We start from the raw sequence: 17,113 nt of genomic DNA, 5'->3' as shown, positions 1-17,113 counted from the left end.
CGAAAATGCCGCGCCCCCACAGGCTAGAACCTGTGGGGGCGCGGCAGCCATTCCGGGGTCGTCCGGGGATCAGGTCTCCGGGGTGTCCTCGGGGGCGACCTCGATGCCCTTGGTGGTGTCGACCGTGCCGGCGGTGGTCGTCGCCGTGCCGTTCGCGCTGTTCGTCAGGGCGAGCTCCTTGGGGGAGAGCACCGGCGGACGCGTGGACGGGGTGCGGCGGGACGAGCCGGTCCAGGCCGGGCGGGCCGGGCGCTTGACGATGGGGGCGAAGATCTCGGCAATCTCCTCCTTGCCCAGCGTCTCCTTCTCCAGGAGGGCGAGGACCAGGTTGTCGAGGACGTCACGGTTCTCGACGAGGATCTCCCAGGCCTCGTTGTGCGCGGTCTCGATGAGCTTCTTGACCTCTTCGTCGACCAGTGCGGCGACCTCTTCCGAGTAGTCGCGCTGGTGCGACATCTCGCGGCCGAGGAAGGGCTCGGTGTTGTCGCCGCCGAACTTGATGGCGCCGAGCCGCTCCGTCATGCCGTACTGGGTGACCATCGCGCGGGCCGTGGCGGTGGCCTTCTCGATGTCGTTGGCCGCGCCCGTGGTCGGGTCGTGGAAGACGAGCTCCTCGGCCGCGCGGCCGCCCAGCATGTAGGCGAGCTGGTCGAGCATCTCGTTGCGCGTGGTCGAGTACTTGTCCTCTTCCGGGAGCACCATCGTGTAGCCGAGGGCGCGGCCGCGGGACAGGATGGTGATCTTGTGGACCGGGTCGGAGTTGGGGGAGGCCGCGGCGACGAGGGCGTGTCCGCCCTCGTGGTAGGCGGTGATCTTCTTCTCCTTGTCCGACATGATGCGGGTCCGCTTCTGCGGGCCCGCCACCACGCGGTCGATCGCCTCGTCCAGCGCCTTGTTGTCGATCAGCTTCTTGTCGCTGCGGGCGGTGAGCAGTGCCGCCTCGTTGAGGACGTTGGAGAGGTCGGCGCCGGTGAAGCCGGGGGTGCGGCGGGCGACGGCGCCGAGGTCGACGTCCGGGGCGACCGGCTTGCCCTTCTGGTGGACCTTGAGGATCTCCAGGCGGCCCTGCATGTCGGGGCGGTCGACGGCGATCTGCCGGTCGAAGCGGCCCGGGCGCAGGAGGGCGGGGTCGAGGATGTCGGGGCGGTTGGTGGCGGCGATCAGGATGACGCCGCCCTTGACGTCGAAGCCGTCCATCTCGACCAGGAGCTGGTTGAGGGTCTGCTCGCGCTCGTCGTGGCCGCCGCCGAGGCCGGCGCCGCGGTGGCGTCCGACGGCGTCGATCTCGTCGACGAAGACGATGGCCGGGGCGTTGGCCTTGGCCTGCTCGAAGAGGTCGCGGACGCGGCTGGCGCCGACGCCGACGAACATCTCGACGAAGTCGGAGCCGGAGATCGAGTAGAAGGGCACGCCGGCCTCGCCGGCGACGGCGCGCGCGAGGAGCGTCTTGCCGGTGCCGGGGGGGCCGTAGAGGAGGACGCCCTTGGGGATCTTGGCGCCGACGGCCTGGAACTTGGCGGGCTCCTGGAGGAATTCCTTGATCTCGTGGAGTTCCTCGACGGCCTCGTCGGAGCCGGCGACGTCCGCGAAGGTCGTCTTCGGGGTGTCCTTGGTGATGAGTTTCGCCTTGGACTTGCCGAACTGCATGACGCGGGAGCCGCCGCCCTGCATCTGGTTCATCAGGAAGAGGAAGACGACCACGATGAGGACGAAGGGGAGCAGCGAGAGGAGGATCGAGACGAAGGGCGACTGCTTCGTCGGGGAGACGGTGTAGCCCTTCTCGATCTGCCCGGCCTCGAACTTCTCCTGGAGCTTGTCGGCCAGGTCGGCGCCCTGGGTGCCGATGTAGCTGGCCTGGACCTTGCTGCTCTTGTCGATCTGCTGGCCGTCGACGAGTTCGATCTTGATGATCTGCTCGTCACCGGTGGTGAGCTTTGCCTGCTTGACCTGGTTCTTGTCGATCGCCTGGACGACCTTGCCGGTGTCCACCGTCTTGTAGCCCTCGGACGAGCCGACGACCTGCATCAGCACGACCACGGCGAGGACGGCCAGCACGATCCACATGACCGGCCCACGGAAGTATCGCTTCACGTCCATCCATACGGAGCGAGTTCGCCCCGTCCCTCCTGCCCGTAGGAAAATGCCGCTGTGAGAGCTGCACTGTGAAAAAGCTGTTCTTCGGACGGTACCTCAGCATTGTCGCCCGCGACCGCCTTCCGATGGTTCAACGGAGGGAAGGCGGTGCGGGTTCCCCGTGCCGGGGCGGGTTCAGCCGCCGTAGACGTGGGGGGCGAGGGTGCCGACGAAGGGGAGGTTCCGGTACTTCTCGGCGTAGTCGAGCCCGTAGCCGACGACGAATTCGTTGGGGATGTCGAAGCCGATCCACTTGACGTCGATGGCGACCTTGGCGGCCTCGGGCTTGCGCAGCAGGGTGCAGACCTCGAGGGAGGCGGGCTCGCGCGAGCCGAGGTTGGAGAGGAGCCAGGACAGCGTGAGGCCGGAGTCGATGATGTCCTCGACGATCAGGACGTGCTTGCCCTTGATGTCGGTGTCGAGGTCCTTGAGGATGCGGACGACGCCGGAGGACTGGGTGCCGGCGCCGTAGGAGGAGACGGCCATCCAGTCCATGGTGACGGGGGTGGACAGGGCGCGTGCCAGGTCCGCCATGACCATGACGGCGCCCTTGAGGACGCCGACGATGAGCAGTTCCTTGCCCGCGTATTCCGCGTCGATCTTCGCTGCCAGCTCGGCCAGCTTGGCGTCGATCTCTTCCTTGGTGATGAGCACCGACTGGAGGTCGGTGCCCATGTCCTTCTCGTTCACCCGGGTCACTTTCGTTGCAGCGTGCGTCAGCCTTGCCGGATGACCAGTCTGCCACCCTGGCGGCGGGCTTCGACGCGGCCGGGCAGGTTGATGGCTCCCTGGCCGCGCCAGCCGGTGATGAGGCGGTCGACTTCCTCGATGTGGCGGGCGAAGAGGGAGCCGGCGGGTGCGCCTTCGGCGATGACGGCGCGGCGCAGGACGCGGCGGCGTACGGCCGGGGGCAGGCCGGAGAGTTTGTCGCAGGCGAGGGCGCCTGCTTCGTCGCGTACGGCGGTCTCGGCGTCGGCGGCCCAGGTGTCGAGGGCGTCGGCGTCGTCGCGGGAGAGCTGGGCCGTGCGGGCGAGTGCTTCGACGACGCCTTTGCCGAGGGCTTTTTCGAGGGCGGGGAGGCCTTCGTGGCGGAGCCGGGAGCGGGTGTAGGCGGGGTCGGTGTTGTGGGGGTCGTCCCAGACGGCGAGTTCCTGGGCGATGCAGGCTTTGCGGACGGTCTGCCGGTCGAGTTGGAGGAAGGGGCGCCGGTAGCGGCCGTGGGTGCCGGAGACGGCGGCCATGCCGGAGAGGGAGCGGATGCCGGAGCCGCGGGCGAGGCCGAGGAGGACGGTTTCGGCTTGGTCGTCGCGGGTGTGGCCGAGGAGGACGGCGGTGGCTCCGTGGCGTTCGGCTGCGGCGTCGAGGGCGGCGTAGCGGGCGTCGCGGGCGGCTGCTTCGGGTCCGCCTTCGCGGCCGACGGTGACGGTGACGGCTTCGGCGGGGGTGAGGCCGAGGGCGGTCATGCGGTCGGCGACTTCGGCGGCGCGGGTGTCGGAGCCTTCCTGGAGGCCGTGGTCGACGGTGATGCCGCCGGCGCGCAGGGGGAGTTTGCGTGCTTCGAAGGCGAGGGCGGAGGCGAGGGCCATGGAGTCGGCTCCGCCGGAGCACGCGACGAGGACGAGGGGGGTCCCGTCGGGTGCGGGGGTGGGGCCGGTGGGGTGGCCGGTGCCGGTGGTGCGGTGGGTGTGTTCGGTGAGGACGTCGTGGAGTACGCGGCGGACCGCCAGGCGTATCGCCGCGACCGCAGGATGGGGACCCATGTCCGGTGCCCTTCGTGAATGGGGTGGGGTGCCTCGGTCGGAGTGTTAACGGTCGGGAAGGGGGGTTCGGTCACTCAGTTCGGTCACGCAGAGTGCATCGATGGTGACAGAACCCGGCCCCTTACCCGAGCATTGCACGCCTCACCCCGTGCTCAGGGTCCCTCGGACGGGTGATTGGTGGGGGGTTTCACGCTGTTCTGGTGTCGTGCGCCGCATCCGTCTCAGGAGTCCGCCCTGCGGTGGACGCGGGCGATCCAGTCGGTGGGGGTGGCGATCTCGCTCTTGGTGGGGAGGGTGTTGGGCGAGGTCCAGACGCGGTTGAAGCCGTCCATGCCGACCTGGTCGACGACGGCGCGGACGAAGCGTTCGCCGTCGCGGTACTGGCGGAGCTTGGCGTCGAGGCCGAGGAGTTTGCGCAGGGCGAGGTCGAGGCGGGAGGCGCCGCGGGCGCGGCGCTGCTGGAATTTTTCGCGGATCTCGGCGACGGAGGGGACGACCTCGGGGCCGACGCCGTCCATGACGTGGTCGGCGTGGCCTTCGAGGAGGCTCATGACGGCGGTGAGGCGGCCGAGGATCTCGCGCTGTTCGGGGGTCTGGACGAGTTCGACGAAGGAGGGGCCGGGTTCGCCCTCTTCCGCTTCGGGGCGGCCGCCGACGAGGGTCTGGGCGGCTTCGCGGAGGCGTTCGACGACGGTGCCGGGGTCGACGTCGGTGGCGGAGAGGAAGGCCTGGATCTCGCTCTGGAGGTGGTCGCGGAGCCAGGGGACGGCGGTGAACTGGGTGCGATGGGTCTCCTCGTGGAGGCAGACCCAGAGGCGGAAGTCGTGCGGGTCGACGTCGAGCTCGCGTTCGACGTGGACGATGTTGGGGGCGACGAGGAGGAGGCGTCCGCCCCCGTCGGGGCCTGCGGGGAGGTCGCGGGTGGCGGGGGCGAAGGTCTCGTACTGGCCGAGGATGCGGGAGGCGAGGAACGACAGGAGCATGCCGAGTTCGACGCCGGTGACCTTGCCGCCGACGGCGCCGAGGACGGCGCTGCCGGGGTTGCCGGAGCGGCGTTCCTGCATTTTGCCGAGGAGGGGGGTGAGGAGCTCTCGGAAGCCGGCGACGTTGGCCCTGATCCAGCCGGCGCGGTCGACGACGAGGACGGGGGTCTCCTGGTGGTCGGAGTCCTCGGGGAGCATCCGGGTGTAGGCGCGGACGTGCTGCTCGGAGGCCTTGGCGTGTCTGCGCAGTTCGGCCACGACTTCGCGGGCCTCGTCGCGGGTGACCTCGGGTCCGGGCCGTACGAGGCGGGTCGCGGTCGCGACCGCGAGGTTCCAGTCGACCATCCCTGATGTGCCTGCGCCACCGATGCTCGTCATGTGTCAACCGTACGGTCTCCGGGCGGGTTCGGTACCGGTTCGGTGCGGCTTCGCGCCGGCGCGGGTGCGCGGGTCAGCGGGTGAGGGCGGCGGAGAGGCGGTCGAGGGCGGGCTGGGCCTGTTCGGCGGAGGGGGTGGTGCCGGCGAGGAAGGCGAAGGCGAGGAGGCGGCCGCCGGGGGTGACGACGGTTCCGGCGAGGGTGTTGACGCCGCGGAGGGTGCCGGTCTTGGCGCGGACGAGTCCGGCGCCGGCGGTGGCGGGCGGGGTGTCGTAGCGGGTGGCGAGGGTGCCGGTGAAGCCGCCAACGGGGAGGCCGGTGAGGACGGGGCGCAGGGCGGGGCGGGCGGGGTCGGCCGCGCGGGTGAGGAGGCCGGTGAGGAGGGCGGCGGTGACGCGGTCGCGGCGGTCGAGGCCGCTGCCGTCGGCGAAGCGGGTTCCGGCGAGGGGGAGACCGAGGCGGGCGAGTTCGTCGTGGACGGCCTTTTCGGCGCCCTGGAAGCTGGCGGGCTGCCGGTGGGCGAGGGCGGTCTGGCGGGCGAGGGCTTCGGCGAGGTCGTTGTCGCTGTGGGTGAGGGTGCGTTCGGCGAGTTCGGCGAGGGGGGCGGAGTGGGTGCGGGCGAGGGGTTGGGCCCGGGGTGTGGGGCCGGGGGCGGGGTGGCCGGTGACCTGGATGCCGGCGGCGGTGAGGTGGCCGGCGAAGGCGGTGGCGGTGTCGCGGGCGGGGTCGGCGGAGCGGGGGGCGATGCCGCTGGTGCTGTCGTCGAGGCGGCCGGCGCGGGTCATGAGGGCGGTGACGGGGGCGAGGTTCTCGTTGTCGGGGCCGATGGGGTGGAGGGTGGGGCCCTGGTAGAGGCTCGTGTCGTAGGTGAGGCGTACGGAGGTGTGGCCGCGTGCGGTGAGGGTGCGGGCCGCGGTGGTGGCGAGGGCTCGGAGGCGGGTGGTGTCGAGGGTGGGGTCGCCGCCGCCGGTGAGGGTGAGGGTGCGGCCGTCGGGGTGGGCGGTGACGGTGGTGGCGATGCGGTGGTCGGGGCCGAGGGCGGAGAGGGCGGCGGTGACGGTGGCGATCTTGATGGTGGAGGCGGGGGTCATGGGGGTGGTGGCGCCTTCGGCGTAGAGCGTGGTGCCGGTGGCGGTGTCGACCACGGAGGCGGTGCGCAGGGCGCCGAGCCCGGGATCGGCCATCAGGGGGACGAGGGCGGCGGTGAGGTCGGCCGGACGGGTGGCGGGCTCCGCGGGGGCGGCGGGGGCCCGGTCGCCGCCGGCGGGGGTGTGTCCGGTGCCGAGGGCGGCGAGGACGGCGGGGGCGCTGGGGGCTGGGGCGGGGCGGTGGGGGGCGGCGGGGGCGGGTGCCGGGGCGTGATGTGCGCCACCTGCCGCGGGGGCGGCGGCGCGGGCCCGTTCGGCCGTACGCTGGCCTCCGTCCCAGGGCCCGGCCGCGGTGACCGCCGCGGTGGCCAGTGCCAGACCGAGTACGGCGGAGCCCGCCGTGAGCCGCCACGTCCTCGGTTCAGGCATTGCTGACCAGCCCCTTTCGCGATCACACACGTGCGTGAGGGACACTTAATCACCGCGCGTCGTCGCGAGCATTCACTTGTGTTGATTCAGGAGGAGCCACCCGTGGAGTTCGACGTCACCATCGAGATCCCGAAGGGGTCGCGGAACAAGTACGAGGTCGACCACGAGACGGGTCGCATCCGCCTGGACCGTCGCCTCTTCACGTCGACGGCCTACCCGACGGACTACGGCTTCGTCGAGAACACCCTCGGTGAGGACGGTGACCCGCTGGACGCGCTGGTCATCCTGGACGAGCCGACGTTCCCCGGCTGCCTCATCAAGTGCCGTGCCATCGGCATGTTCCGCATGACGGACGAGGCGGGCGGCGACGACAAGCTGCTGTGCGTCCCGGCCACCGACCCGCGCATGGAGCACCTGCGGGACATCCACCACGTGGCGGAGTTCGACCGCCTGGAGATCCAGCACTTCTTCGAGGTCTACAAGGACCTGGAGCCGGGCAAGTCGGTCGAGGGCGCCGACTGGGTCGGCCGCGCCGAGGCCGAGGCGGAGATCGAGAAGTCGTACGCGCGCTTCAAGGAGCAGGGCGCCCACTGAGGCCCCTGTCCGCGGAGACTGTGTGAAGGCGGTGCACCCCTCGGGGGGTGCGCCGCCTTCGCGCGTCCGGCGCACACTCATACTGGAATGCACGATTCCCTGGGGATGAGGCGGAGAGAGTGGTGGCGGAGCCGGAGGGTCCCGAGGAGGCTTGGGGGGACCGGAAGCCCCCGTCGGACGAGGCGCGCAGCGCTTTCGTGCCGCCGCCGGGGGTGGAGCAGCCCGCTCCTGCGGAGGAGGAGCATCCGACGTCGGAGTTCGCGCTCCCGGAGGGGCTGACGCCGGAGCCGCCGACGGAGCAGGAGGGGTCGGCGTTCGCGCCGCCGTCGACGTACTCGGCGAAGGACTCGCCGCCGGCGTTCACGCCCGCGTACGGGGTGCCGCTGGTGAAGTTGCCGCGGAACGCGCCGTGGCAGGACCGGATGCGGACGATGCTGCGGCTGCCGGTGGGTGAGCGGCCGGTGCCGGAGGCGGCGGGCAAGGAGGACGACGCGGGGCCTTCGGTGCCGCGTGTCCTGGACCTGACGCTGCGCATCGGCGAGCTGCTGCTGGCCGGCGGGGAGGGCGCGGAGGACGTCGAGGCGGCGATGTTCGCGATCTGCCGCTCGTACGGGCTGGACCGGTGCGAGCCGACGGTGACGTTCACGCTGTTGTCGGTGACGTACCAGCCGTCGCTGGTGGACGATCCGGTGACGGCGAACCGTACGGTGCGGCGGCGGGGGACGGACTACACGCGTCTGGAGGCGGTGTACCAGCTCCTGGCGGACATCAACGATCCGGACCACGAGGTGTCGCCGGAGGAGGCGTACCGGCGGCTCGCGGAGATCCGGCGGAACCGGCATCCGTATCCGGGGTGGGTGCTGACGGCGGCGGCGGGGATGCTCGCGGGCGCGGCGTCGGTGCTGCTGGGCGGTGGGCCGACGGTGTTCTTCGTGGCGGCGCTGGGCGCGGTGCTCGGGGACCGGCTGGCGTGGCTGTGCGCGGGGCGGGGGCTGCCGGAGTTCTACCAGTTCCTGGTGGCGGCGATGCCGCCGGCCGCGATGGGGGTGCTGCTGACGCTGCTGCACGCGGATCTGCGGCCGTCGGCGGTGATCACGGGTGGTCTGTTCGCGCTGATTCCGGGGCGGGCGCTGGTGGCGGCGGTGCAGGACGGGCTGACCGGTTTCTACATCACGGCCTCGGCCCGGCTACTGGAGGTCGCCTACTTCTTCGTGGCGATCGTGGTGGGCGTGCTGTCGGTGCTGTACGTGGCGGTGCAGTTCGACGCGCAGCTGAATCCGGAGGGGACGCTGCGGGCGGTGGAGCGGCCGGTGACGCAGATCCTGGCGTCGATGGTGCTGTGCGCGACGTTCGCGATCCTGTTGCAGCAGTCGCGCGGGACGGTGCTGTTCGCGACGCTGAACGGCGGGGTGGCGTGGGTGATCTACGCGTCGATCGCGGTGACCGCGGAGGGGTCGACGGTGATGGCGACGGCGGTGGCGGCGGGGCTGGTGGGCCTGTTCGGGCAGTTGATCGCCCGCTATCACCACACGTCGTCGCTGCCGTACGTGACGGCGGCGATCGGTCCGCTGCTGCCGGGTTCGGCGACGTACTTCGGGGTGCTGGCGATCGCCCAGAACAATCTGGATCAGGGCTTCGCCTCGCTGGCGAAGGCGTCGGCCCTGGCGCTGGCGATCGCCATCGGGGTGAACCTGGGCGGTGAGCTGGCCCGCCTCTTCATGCGGGCGCCGGGTGCGGCGGCGGCCCGCCGCGCGGCGAAGCGTACGAGGGGCTTCTGAGGCGGCGGGCCGGGTACGGCTTCGGGGGCGGGGTCAGCGCTTGGCGTGGCGGCCGCCGCGCGGCTGGGCGGCGGCGCCGGGGCCGTCGTGCTCCTCGCGCGGGGGGTTCTTCTTCGACTGGGAGCGGGCCCGCAGGTATTCGATGACGATCGGGACCACGGAGATCAGGACGATCAGGATGAGGATCGCCTCGATGTGCCGGTGCACGAAGTCGATCTTGCCGAGGGAGGCGCCGAGCAGGGTGACGCCGGCGCCCCAGAGCACACCGCCGATGATGTTGAAGGTGATGAAGGAGCGGTAGTTCATCCGGCTGACGCCCGCGATGATGGGCGTGAAGGTGCGGACGATGGGCACGAAGCGGGCCAGGATGAGGGACTTCGGGCCGTGCTTCTCGAAGAACTCGTGCGCCTTCTCGACGTTCTCCTGCTTGAAGAGTTTCGAGTCGGGCCGCCGGAAGAGGGCGGGGCCGACCTTGCGGCCGAAGAGGTAGCCGACCTGGTCGCCGATGATCGCGGCGGCGACGATGAGGGTGCACACCAGCCAGAGCGGGTAGTCGAGCTTGCCGGTGGTGACGAGCAGGCCGGTGGTGAAGAGGAGCGAGTCGCCGGGCAGGAAGAAGCCGATGAGGAGTCCGGACTCGGCGAAGACGATGACGAGGACACCGATGAGACCGAAGGTCTGGATCAGGTAGTCCGGGTCGAGCCAGCTCGGTCCGAGGGCAATCGTGGTCACGGGTTCCGGGCTCCTGCGGTTCGGTGGGGGCATGGGGACGGTGCGCGCCCCAAGCTATCAACGCCGTGGGGGCCCTCCCGGTTCCACCCGGTTCCCACGGGGGTGCGGGGGCGCCGCCGGTCCGTACGTCCCCGCCGGCGCCCCTCCCGTTTCGCCCGGCTACGTCCCGAGCCGGGCGAACCTCCTGACGGCGAGCGGGAAGAAGATCACCAGGAGCAGCAGCGGCCACAGCACGGCCGCCGTGAGGTGGCCGGGTTCGCCGCCGGGGTTGCCGAGGAGGGCGCGGACGGCCGTCGCGGTCGCGGACATCGGGTTCCATTCGACGGCCGTGCCGAGCCAGCCGGGCATCGCGTCGGGCGAGGCGAAGGCGTTGGAGAGGAAGCCGACGGGCCAGACGAGGATCTGCACGGCCTGGACGAGTTCCGGCCGGCCGGCGACCAGGGCGAGGAAGATGCCGATCCACAGCATCGCGAAGCGCAGCAGGAGCAGCAGGCCCAGGGCCCCCAGGAGGGCGCCGGGGCCGCCGTGCGTCCGCCAGCCGATCGCGTGTCCGACGCCGGTCAGGAGGAGGAGCCCCACGGCCGACTGGAGCATGTCGGCCGCGGCCCGTCCGACGAGGACGGCGCCGTCGGTCATCGGCATGGCCCGGAAGCGGTCGACGACGCCTTTCTGCAGGTCCCGGGTCACCGCCGTCATGGTCCCTTCGAGGCCGAAGACCATGGTGAGGGTGAGCATGCCGGGCACCAGGTAGTCGATGTAGGGACCGTCGACGGCCCGCCCGCCGCCGACGAGGTAGCCGAACATCAGCAGCATCATGACCGGGAACACGAGCCCGACGAGGACCTGCACCGGCTGCCGCGCCCAGTGGGCCAGCTCCCGGCGGGTCATGGTCCAGCAGTCGCTCACCACGTACGCCGCGCTCATGCGGCCACCTCCGCCGTCCGCTCGCCGGTCAGTTTCAGGAACACCTCGTCCAGCGTGGGCCGCCGCAGGGCCACGTCCTCGGCTTCGATGCCGGCCTCCTCCAGGGCGCGGACGGTCGCGGTGAGCGAGGCCATGCGGTCGTGCACGGGGACGCTGATCCGGCGCCGGTCGCGGTCGACGTCGGTGGCGGCGGCCGGGAAGGGCAGCGCGGCGGCGGCCTCGTCGAGCCGGGCCCCGTCCCGTACGACCACGTCGATCCGGTCGGCGCCGGCCCGGGTCTTGAGCGCGTCCGGGGTGCCGTCGGCGACGACGCGGCCCCGGTCGACGACGGAGATCCGGTCGGCGAGCCGGTCGGCCTCCTCCAGGTACTGGGTGGTGAGGAGCACGGTGGTGCCGCCGCCGACGAGGGAGCGGACGGAGTCCCAGACCTCGCCGCGCCCGCGCGGGTCGAGGCCGGTGGTGGGCTCGTCGAGGAACAGCACGTCGGGGTCGGTGATCAGGGAGGCTGCCAGGTCGAGCCGCCGCCGCATGCCGCCGCTGTACCGCTTGACGGGGGTGCGGCCGGTGTCGGTGAGGCCGAAGCGCTCCAGGAGGGCGCCGGCCCTGGCGGCGGCGCCGCGCGCGCCGAGGTGGTGGAGCCGGCCGAACATCTCCAGGTTCTGCCGGCCGTCGAGTTCCTCGTCCAGGGCGGCGTACTGGCCGAGGAGGCCGATCCGGCGGCGTACCCGGCGGGCCTCGGTCCGCACGTCGTGGCCGGCGACCCGGACGAGGCCCTCGTCGTGCCGGAGGAGGGTGGCCAGGATCCGTACCGTCGTGGTCTTGCCCGCGCCGTTGGGGCCGAGCAGGCCGTGGACGGTGCCGCGTGCGACGCGCAGGTCGAGGCCGTCCAGGGCGTTCTTCTCTCCGTACCGCTTGCGTGCGCCTTCCACGAGGATCGCGTCCTCCGTCATGCCGTTCCTCCCGAGATGTTCGTAGTCAAGTTTGACCACTGGGCACCGACGCAGGAAGGTATGCCCCCGCGGGAGCATTAGTCAAACTTGATTAATCAGAGGACGGGGCGGCGCCGGTCGCGTACGGGTTCTCCTGCCCCTCGGCGAGGACCCCGACGAAGGGCTCGCCCTCGCCCGCGAAGACGTACGCGCCGGCCTCGATCCGTTCGATCAGGCCGAGCGTCCACTCCTTGCCCGCGTCGGCCGAGTGCACCCAGAGGTGCATGATCTCCCCGATGTGCCCGAGTTGGCCGGGGCCGCCCTCGGGGGTGTAGTACTCGGTGACCGAGGTCCGCCACTCGTCAAGGGCCCGCACCCGCCGGCGCAGCAGCTCCACCGCCTCCGCGCGCGGCAGGTCCACGAGGAAGCCGATGCCCGCCGACAGCACGTCCATCTTCTGGTCGTAGGTCGTCAGGGACGCGCGCAGCAGGGCGAAGTACTCCTCCAGGCCGCGTTCCGTCAGCTCGTACTCGACCCTCGGCGGGCCGCCCACGGTGCTCGGCGCCAGCTCGTACGCGCGCAGCAGCCCCTGCTTGGCCATCTGCTTGAGCGCGTGGTAGATCGAGCCGGGCTTGGCGTTGGACCATTCGTGGGCGCCCCAGAACTCCAGGTCGTTGCGGACCTGGTAGCCGTGGGCGCGGCCGTGCTGCTTGACCGCGCCCAGGACGAGAAGCCGGATCGCCGACATCCCGCACACCTCCTAGTCAATTTTGACCAGGGTACGCGGGGCGGGGGTCATCCGCGCCCCTGCTCCTCCGCGATCAGATCGAAGGAGACCTTGCCGTCCAGGGACTCGCGGACGATGTCCGCGTGCCCGGCGTGCCGCCCCATCTCCTGCACGAGGTGCAGCAGCATCCACCGCACGGACACCCGCCCGTCCTTCGGGAACCAGGGCGCGGGCGGCAGCGGGAAGGTGTCGTCCAGGCTGGGCACCGAGCGCACGAAGTCCTCGGTCTCCTTCGCGACCCCGGCCCAGAAGTCGACGATCTCGGGGATCGTCTCGCCGTCGGTCAGCCGGAAGGCCTCGCCCCAGGTCTCCTGCGTGCGCTGCCGCTCGTTCGGCCGCTGCTGGGCGAGGCGGAGCCAGTTCAGCTCCACCTCGGCCACGTGCTTGATCAGCCCGGAGAGGCTGAGCTCACTGGCGCTCGGACGGCTCGCCGCCTGCTCCTCGGTGAGGCCGCGCGCCGCGCGCCGGATCGCGGCGCGCTGCGCCTCGATGAAGTTGAGGAACGCGCCGCGCTCGTCGCCCTGGGCCTCCGCGGGAACGAGAGCCACCATGATGTCCGCCTTCCGTCGTGCGATCTCTTCGACAACGACCACGCTACGGGCCAACGAGGACAACTGCTGTCCTAGTAGGCGGACTTACGGAAGGAATCTCGCGCGCCGGACCGGAGGGCCGCTCAGGAGCTCAGAAGGGGAAGCGGCTGCGGCCGTGCTGGACGGAGATCCACTTCTGGGTGGTGAAGGCGTCCACCGTCGCCTCGCCGTTGAGCCGGCCGAGGCCCGAGTGCTTCTCGCCGCCGAAGGGGACGATCGGCTCGTCGTGCACGGTGCCGTCGTTGATGTGGATCATGCCGGTGTGGACGCGCCGCGCGAGCCGCACACCGCGCTCGACGTCGCCGGTGTGGACGGCGCCGCTGAGCCCGTAGGGGGTGTCGTTGGCGATCCGTACGGCCTCGTCCTCGCCGTCGAAGGGGACGATCAGGGCGACGGGGCCGAAGATCTCCTGGCGGAGGACGGGGTCGTCGGCGGGGATGCCGGTGAGGACGGACGGCGAGACCAGGTTGCCGTCGGCGGTGCCGTGCAGCAGCGCGGTCGCGCCACCCCGGATCGTCTGCTCGACGACCGCGGAGACGGACTCGGCCTGCTGGGAGTTGATGAGCGGGCCGATCTGGGTGGCGGGGTCGGCCGGGTCGCCGACGCGCAGGGTCCGCACCTTCGCCACGAACTTCTCGGTGAACTCCGCCTCCACGGACCGGTCCACCAGGATGCGGTTGGCGGCCATGCAGACCTGGCCCTGGTGCACGAAGCGGCTGAAGACGGCCGCGTCCACCGCGTAGTCGACGTCGGCGTCGTCCAGGACGATCAGGGCGCTGTTGCCGCCGAGTTCGAGGACCGCGCGCTTGAAGTTCTGGGCGCAGACGGTGGCCACGTGCCGGCCGACCCGGTCGGAACCGGTGAAGGAGATGACCTTGGGCACCGGGTGGGTGAGGAGGGCGTCGCCGATCTCGGCGATGTCGGTGACGACGACGTTCAGCACACCGGCCGGGAGCCCGGCCTCCTCCAGGATCCTGGCGACGAGCGTGCCGCCGCAGATCGGCGTGTTCTGGTGCGGCTTGAGGACGACGGCGTTGCCGAGCGCGAGGGCGGGCGCCACCGACTTGACCGAGAGGAAGAAGGGGAAGTTGAAGGGCGATATGACGCCGACGACCCCGACCGGGACCCGGTAGACGCGGTTCTCCTTGCCGTCCACCGGCGAGGGCAGGATGCGGCCCTCCGGCCGGAGCGCCAGCTGCATCGACTCGCGCAGGAACTCCTTCACGAGATGCAGCTCGAAGGCCGCCTTGAGGCGGGTGCCGCCCAGTTCCGCGACGATCGTCGCGGAGATCTCCTCCTCGCGGTCCTCGACGATCCGCAGCGCCCGCTCGAAGACGAGCCGGCGCGTGTACGGGTTGGTCTGCGCCCACGCGGTCTGCGCCCGCTCGGCGGCCCGGTAGGCCCGGTCCACCTCGCCGGCCGTCGCCACGGTGATCGAGGCGAGCTTCTCCCCGGTGTACGGATTGAAGTCGATGATGTCCCACGACCCGCTGCCGGGCTTCCACTCGCCGTCGATGTACTGGTGGGCCAGGTCGGTGAAGTGCGACATGGATGGGACCCCTCTACCTGCTCCTGCGCGACTGATGTGGCGTCATCGTACTGACGCGTCAGGAGAGTTGAAGAAGTCCGCGCAGGAGGTCACGACTTTCGGCCGGATCCGGACTGTCCTTCCGCAGCTGCTCCATCACGCGCTCGTACTGAGCGACCTCCTCGCGCTTGTCGAGGTAGAGGGCGCTGGTGAGCTGCTCCAGGTAGACGATGTCGGAGAGGTCCGACTCGGGGAAGCTGAGCATGGCGAAGGAGCCGCTCTCGCCCGCGTGGCCGCCGAAGCGGAAGGGCATGACCTGGAGGGTGACGCCGGGGTGCTCGGAGACCTCTATGAGGTGCCGCAGCTGCTCCCGCATGACCGTGCGGTCGCCGTACGGGCGGCGCAGCGCGGCCTCGTCGAGGACGGCGTGGAACTGCGGGGCGCGCTCGGAGACGAGGACCTTCTGGCGTTCCATGCGGAGCGCGACGCGGCGGTCGATCTCGGCGGCCGGGGCGCCGGGCATCCCCCGGCTGACGACGGCGTGCGCGTAGGCCTCGGTCTGGAGCAGGCCGTGGACGAACTGCACCTCGTAGACGCGGATCAGGGAGGCGGCGCCTTCGAGGCCGACGTACGTCTGGAACCATCCGGGCAGCACGTCGCCGTAACTGTGCCACCACCCGGCCAGGTTGGCCTCGCGGGCGAGGCCGAGGAGGGCTCCGCGCTCGGACTCGTCGGTGACTCCGTAGAGCGTCAGAAGGTCTTCGACGTCCCTGGACTTGAAGCTCACCCGTCCCAACTCCATACGGCTGATCTTGGATTCGGACGCGCGGATCGAGTACCCGGCCGCCTCACGGGTGATGCCGCGCGATTCACGCAGCCGCCTCAGCTGGGAGCCCAGGAGGATGCGCCGGACGACGCTCCCGTTCGCTCCGCCCGCTTCGCCTGCGGTCACGGTTCCAGCCTCCCCTTCACGGTGTCGAGCCCCCGTCGAGCCCCGGATTCTGCCATCAAACGCTTCAGCCCGTACACAGCCGGTTACACAAGGCGGTGGCGGATGGCGGGAAGGGAGCACCGGACCGTCACGCCGGGCACGGAAGATTTGGCCCGGATTCACCACAGCTTCGGACAGGTCCGGCGCGTGCACGTGCATCTGCCCTTGCATACCGTGGGCGCTTTCGGAACCATGGCCCGTGCGCAGCCGCGTACTCGTTCGTGTTGTCGTGTTGTCGCACCACAGTCGCGATTCCCGGGAGTGCCTCGCATGGGGACGAATGGATCGACCGTGCTCGAGCCGTTACGGCAGGGCCTTCCGCCGATCGATCCCGGCGCCGTCTCGACCTCCGCCTCCTGCGCCCTGCCCGCGCGGTACGAGGCCGTGCGGGGGGCCCGGACGTTCACGAGCGCGACCCTGGACCGCTGGGACATGAGCGAGCGCTTCGACGACGTGGCCCTGGTCGTCTCGGAACTCGTCACCAACGCGCTGCGCCACGCGCTGCCCGCCGACGCCGCGCACGACGAAGGCCTGAACCCGCCGGTACGCCTGCACCTGATGCGGTGGGCCTCCCGGCTGGTGTGCGCGGTGCGGGACCCCAGCGGGGAGAGCCCGGAGGCGCGCGGCGGCGAGGAGGACTTCGCCGCCGAGTCGGGCCGCGGGCTGTTCCTGGTGGAGTCGTTCAGCGACAGCTGGGGCTGGCACCCGCTCGCGGGCACGCTCCAGGGCAAGGTGGTGTGGGCGCTGTTCCGCATCGGACCCGAGCAGCAGGCGGTACCCGGCCCCCGGCTGCCCTGAGGGGGCCGGCGCGTGACGGGCCTTCGGTGACAGGGGTACGGGGAAGGGCCCCGGCGCTTCACGGCGCCGGGGCCCTTCCCCGTACCCGGGTCCTCAGACGAGGTGGTCGAACTCGCCGTCCTTCACGCCGAGCAGGAGCGCCTCGATCTCCGCGGGCGTGTAGACGAGTGCCGGCCCGTCCGGGAAGCGCGAATTGCGCACGGCGACGTCTCCCCCGGGCAGCTTGGCGAACTCCACGCACGATCCCTGGGAGTTGCTGTGCCTGCTCTTCTGCCAGACGACATCGCGCAGCTCCGTGGCCGCCATGCCGTTGTACGCGTGGTGCGCGTGATGCACTGGTAGCTCCCCGAGATGCGTTGGTGCAGGACTCAACTTCCTCGGATCATAGCTGTGTTCACATGCGGATGCAGGAGCAGATGCACGTGCACGCGGGCTGTAGCGGGGGCGCGACTCAGCGTGCTACCGACGAGTACGGCAGGAGTGCCATCTCCCGCGCGTTCTTCACGGCACGGGCGATCTGCCGCTGCTGCCGGGCGCTCACCCTCGTCACCCTACGGCTGCGGATCTTGCCGCGGTCGGAGACGAACTTCCGCAGCAGGTCGGTGTCCTTGTAGTCGATGTACGTGACGCCGTCCCGGTCCAGCGGGTTGGGGCGCGGCTTCGGGGGCTTGCGGGGGGACGTGCGGGACACG

17 protein-coding genes are annotated in these 17,113 nt (G+C 71.1%); 3 read left to right on the top strand and 14 right to left on the bottom strand.

What is annotated here, in order from left to right; genetic code table 11:
• Window positions 1–69: 69 nt before the first annotated feature.
• The 5 genes from ftsH to dacB all read right to left on the bottom strand — a co-directional run bounded on the left by ftsH (window position 70) and on the right by dacB (window position 6,770).
• Window positions 70–2,097, bottom strand: coding sequence for an ATP-dependent zinc metalloprotease FtsH (ftsH, locus tag ABTY40_RS04895; RefSeq protein ID WP_352058167.1), 2,028 nt, complete (start codon window positions 2,095–2,097; stop codon window positions 70–72).
• Window positions 2,098–2,268: 171 nt separating this feature from the next.
• Window positions 2,269–2,808, bottom strand: a complete 540-nt coding sequence (hpt, locus tag ABTY40_RS04890; protein WP_309056516.1) for a hypoxanthine phosphoribosyltransferase — start codon at window positions 2,806–2,808, stop codon at window positions 2,269–2,271.
• A 41-nt stretch (window positions 2,809–2,849) separates the two neighbouring features.
• Window positions 2,850–3,893, bottom strand: a complete 1,044-nt coding sequence (gene tilS, locus ABTY40_RS04885) for a tRNA lysidine(34) synthetase TilS (RefSeq protein ID WP_352058166.1) — start codon at window positions 3,891–3,893, stop codon at window positions 2,850–2,852.
• A gap of 221 nt (window positions 3,894–4,114) precedes the next feature.
• On the bottom strand, window positions 4,115–5,254 hold the full coding sequence (locus ABTY40_RS04880) for an Rv3626c family coenzyme F420 biosynthesis-associated protein (protein ID WP_352058165.1): 1,140 nt from the start codon (window positions 5,252–5,254) through the stop codon (window positions 4,115–4,117).
• Window positions 5,255–5,327: 73 nt separating this feature from the next.
• Complete coding sequence (dacB, locus tag ABTY40_RS04875) at window positions 5,328–6,770, bottom strand: D-alanyl-D-alanine carboxypeptidase/D-alanyl-D-alanine endopeptidase (RefSeq protein ID WP_352058164.1); 1,443 nt, start codon at window positions 6,768–6,770, stop codon at window positions 5,328–5,330.
• A 102-nt stretch (window positions 6,771–6,872) separates the two neighbouring features.
• Here dacB and ABTY40_RS04870 point away from each other — a divergent pair, with 102 nt between their 5' ends.
• A complete protein-coding gene (locus tag ABTY40_RS04870; RefSeq protein ID WP_309052121.1) occupies window positions 6,873–7,364 on the top strand; it encodes an inorganic diphosphatase in 492 nt (163 codons plus the stop codon).
• 119 nt (window positions 7,365–7,483) lie between these two features.
• Window positions 7,484–9,142 (top strand): threonine/serine exporter family protein, encoded by a 1,659-nt coding sequence (locus tag ABTY40_RS04865; RefSeq protein ID WP_352058163.1) that lies wholly within the window; start codon window positions 7,484–7,486, stop codon window positions 9,140–9,142.
• Window positions 9,143–9,175: 33 nt separating this feature from the next.
• Here the strand turns inward: ABTY40_RS04865 and ABTY40_RS04860 are convergent, their stop codons facing one another.
• From ABTY40_RS04860 to ABTY40_RS04830, 7 genes are all read right to left on the bottom strand, one after another.
• Complete coding sequence (locus ABTY40_RS04860; RefSeq protein WP_345287916.1) at window positions 9,176–9,874, bottom strand: DedA family protein; 699 nt, start codon at window positions 9,872–9,874, stop codon at window positions 9,176–9,178.
• 159 nt (window positions 9,875–10,033) lie between these two features.
• Window positions 10,034–10,798, bottom strand: coding sequence for an ABC transporter permease (locus ABTY40_RS04855; protein ID WP_352058162.1), 765 nt, complete (start codon window positions 10,796–10,798; stop codon window positions 10,034–10,036).
• Window positions 10,795–11,748: an ATP-binding cassette domain-containing protein gene (locus tag ABTY40_RS04850; protein ID WP_352058161.1), complete on the bottom strand. Its 954-nt coding sequence runs from the start codon at window positions 11,746–11,748 to the stop codon at window positions 10,795–10,797. Before ABTY40_RS04850 ends, ABTY40_RS04855 begins: the two co-directional genes overlap by 4 nt.
• A gap of 91 nt (window positions 11,749–11,839) precedes the next feature.
• A complete protein-coding gene (locus ABTY40_RS04845; RefSeq protein WP_352058160.1) occupies window positions 11,840–12,475 on the bottom strand; it encodes a PadR family transcriptional regulator in 636 nt (211 codons plus the stop codon).
• Between the two features lie 47 nt (window positions 12,476–12,522).
• Entirely contained in the window at window positions 12,523–13,065 is a 543-nt protein-coding gene (locus ABTY40_RS04840; protein ID WP_352058159.1) for a DinB family protein, read from the bottom strand.
• 130 nt (window positions 13,066–13,195) lie between these two features.
• Window positions 13,196–14,653 (bottom strand): aldehyde dehydrogenase family protein, encoded by a 1,458-nt coding sequence (locus tag ABTY40_RS04835; protein WP_352058158.1) that lies wholly within the window; start codon window positions 14,651–14,653, stop codon window positions 13,196–13,198.
• 58 nt (window positions 14,654–14,711) lie between these two features.
• Window positions 14,712–15,584: a Sco1979 family transcriptional regulator gene (locus ABTY40_RS04830; RefSeq protein ID WP_352058157.1), complete on the bottom strand. Its 873-nt coding sequence runs from the start codon at window positions 15,582–15,584 to the stop codon at window positions 14,712–14,714.
• Between the two features lie 309 nt (window positions 15,585–15,893).
• Between ABTY40_RS04830 and ABTY40_RS04825 the strand changes: the two genes are divergently transcribed.
• The gene (locus ABTY40_RS04825) at window positions 15,894–16,421 is read left to right on the top strand and encodes an ATP-binding protein (protein ID WP_352058156.1); all 528 of its coding nucleotides are present in this window, start codon (window positions 15,894–15,896) and stop codon (window positions 16,419–16,421) included.
• Window positions 16,422–16,514: 93 nt separating this feature from the next.
• Here the strand turns inward: ABTY40_RS04825 and ABTY40_RS04820 are convergent, their stop codons facing one another.
• A complete protein-coding gene (locus ABTY40_RS04820) occupies window positions 16,515–16,727 on the bottom strand; it encodes a DUF397 domain-containing protein (RefSeq protein WP_309053168.1) in 213 nt (70 codons plus the stop codon).
• Between the two features lie 145 nt (window positions 16,728–16,872).
• Entirely contained in the window at window positions 16,873–17,112 is a 240-nt protein-coding gene (gene rpsR / locus ABTY40_RS04815) for a 30S ribosomal protein S18 (RefSeq protein WP_352058155.1), read from the bottom strand.
• Window position 17,113: the final 1 nt, after the last annotated feature.

Source organism: Streptomyces sp. NPDC126503 (assembly GCF_040302405.1).
GTDB classification, from domain to species: domain Bacteria; phylum Actinomycetota; class Actinomycetes; order Streptomycetales; family Streptomycetaceae; genus Streptomyces; species Streptomyces gulbargensis.
The sequence above is the reverse complement of the archived record's forward strand: the minus strand, read 5'-3'. Positions and strand labels throughout refer to the sequence as shown.

Coding starts and splice junctions, on each gene's coding strand:
- ABTY40_RS04835 (WP_352058158.1), bottom strand. CDS start 14,653: ATGTCGCACTTCACCGACCTGGCCCACCAGTACATCGACGGCGAGTGG.
- tilS (WP_352058166.1), bottom strand. CDS start 3,893: ATGGGTCCCCATCCTGCGGTCGCGGCGATACGCCTGGCGGTCCGCCGC.
- ABTY40_RS04850 (WP_352058161.1), bottom strand. CDS start 11,748: ATGACGGAGGACGCGATCCTCGTGGAAGGCGCACGCAAGCGGTACGGA.
- dacB (WP_352058164.1), bottom strand. CDS start 6,770: ATGCCTGAACCGAGGACGTGGCGGCTCACGGCGGGCTCCGCCGTACTC.
- ABTY40_RS04880 (WP_352058165.1), bottom strand. CDS start 5,254: ATGACGAGCATCGGTGGCGCAGGCACATCAGGGATGGTCGACTGGAAC.
- ABTY40_RS04855 (WP_352058162.1), bottom strand. CDS start 10,798: ATGAGCGCGGCGTACGTGGTGAGCGACTGCTGGACCATGACCCGCCGG.
- ABTY40_RS04840 (WP_352058159.1), bottom strand. CDS start 13,065: ATGGTGGCTCTCGTTCCCGCGGAGGCCCAGGGCGACGAGCGCGGCGCG.
- ABTY40_RS04825 (WP_352058156.1), top strand. CDS start 15,894: ATGGGGACGAATGGATCGACCGTGCTCGAGCCGTTACGGCAGGGCCTT.
- ftsH (WP_352058167.1), bottom strand. CDS start 2,097: ATGGACGTGAAGCGATACTTCCGTGGGCCGGTCATGTGGATCGTGCTG.
- hpt (WP_309056516.1), bottom strand. CDS start 2,808: ATGGGCACCGACCTCCAGTCGGTGCTCATCACCAAGGAAGAGATCGAC.
- ABTY40_RS04845 (WP_352058160.1), bottom strand. CDS start 12,475: ATGTCGGCGATCCGGCTTCTCGTCCTGGGCGCGGTCAAGCAGCACGGC.
- ABTY40_RS04820 (WP_309053168.1), bottom strand. CDS start 16,727: ATGGCGGCCACGGAGCTGCGCGATGTCGTCTGGCAGAAGAGCAGGCAC.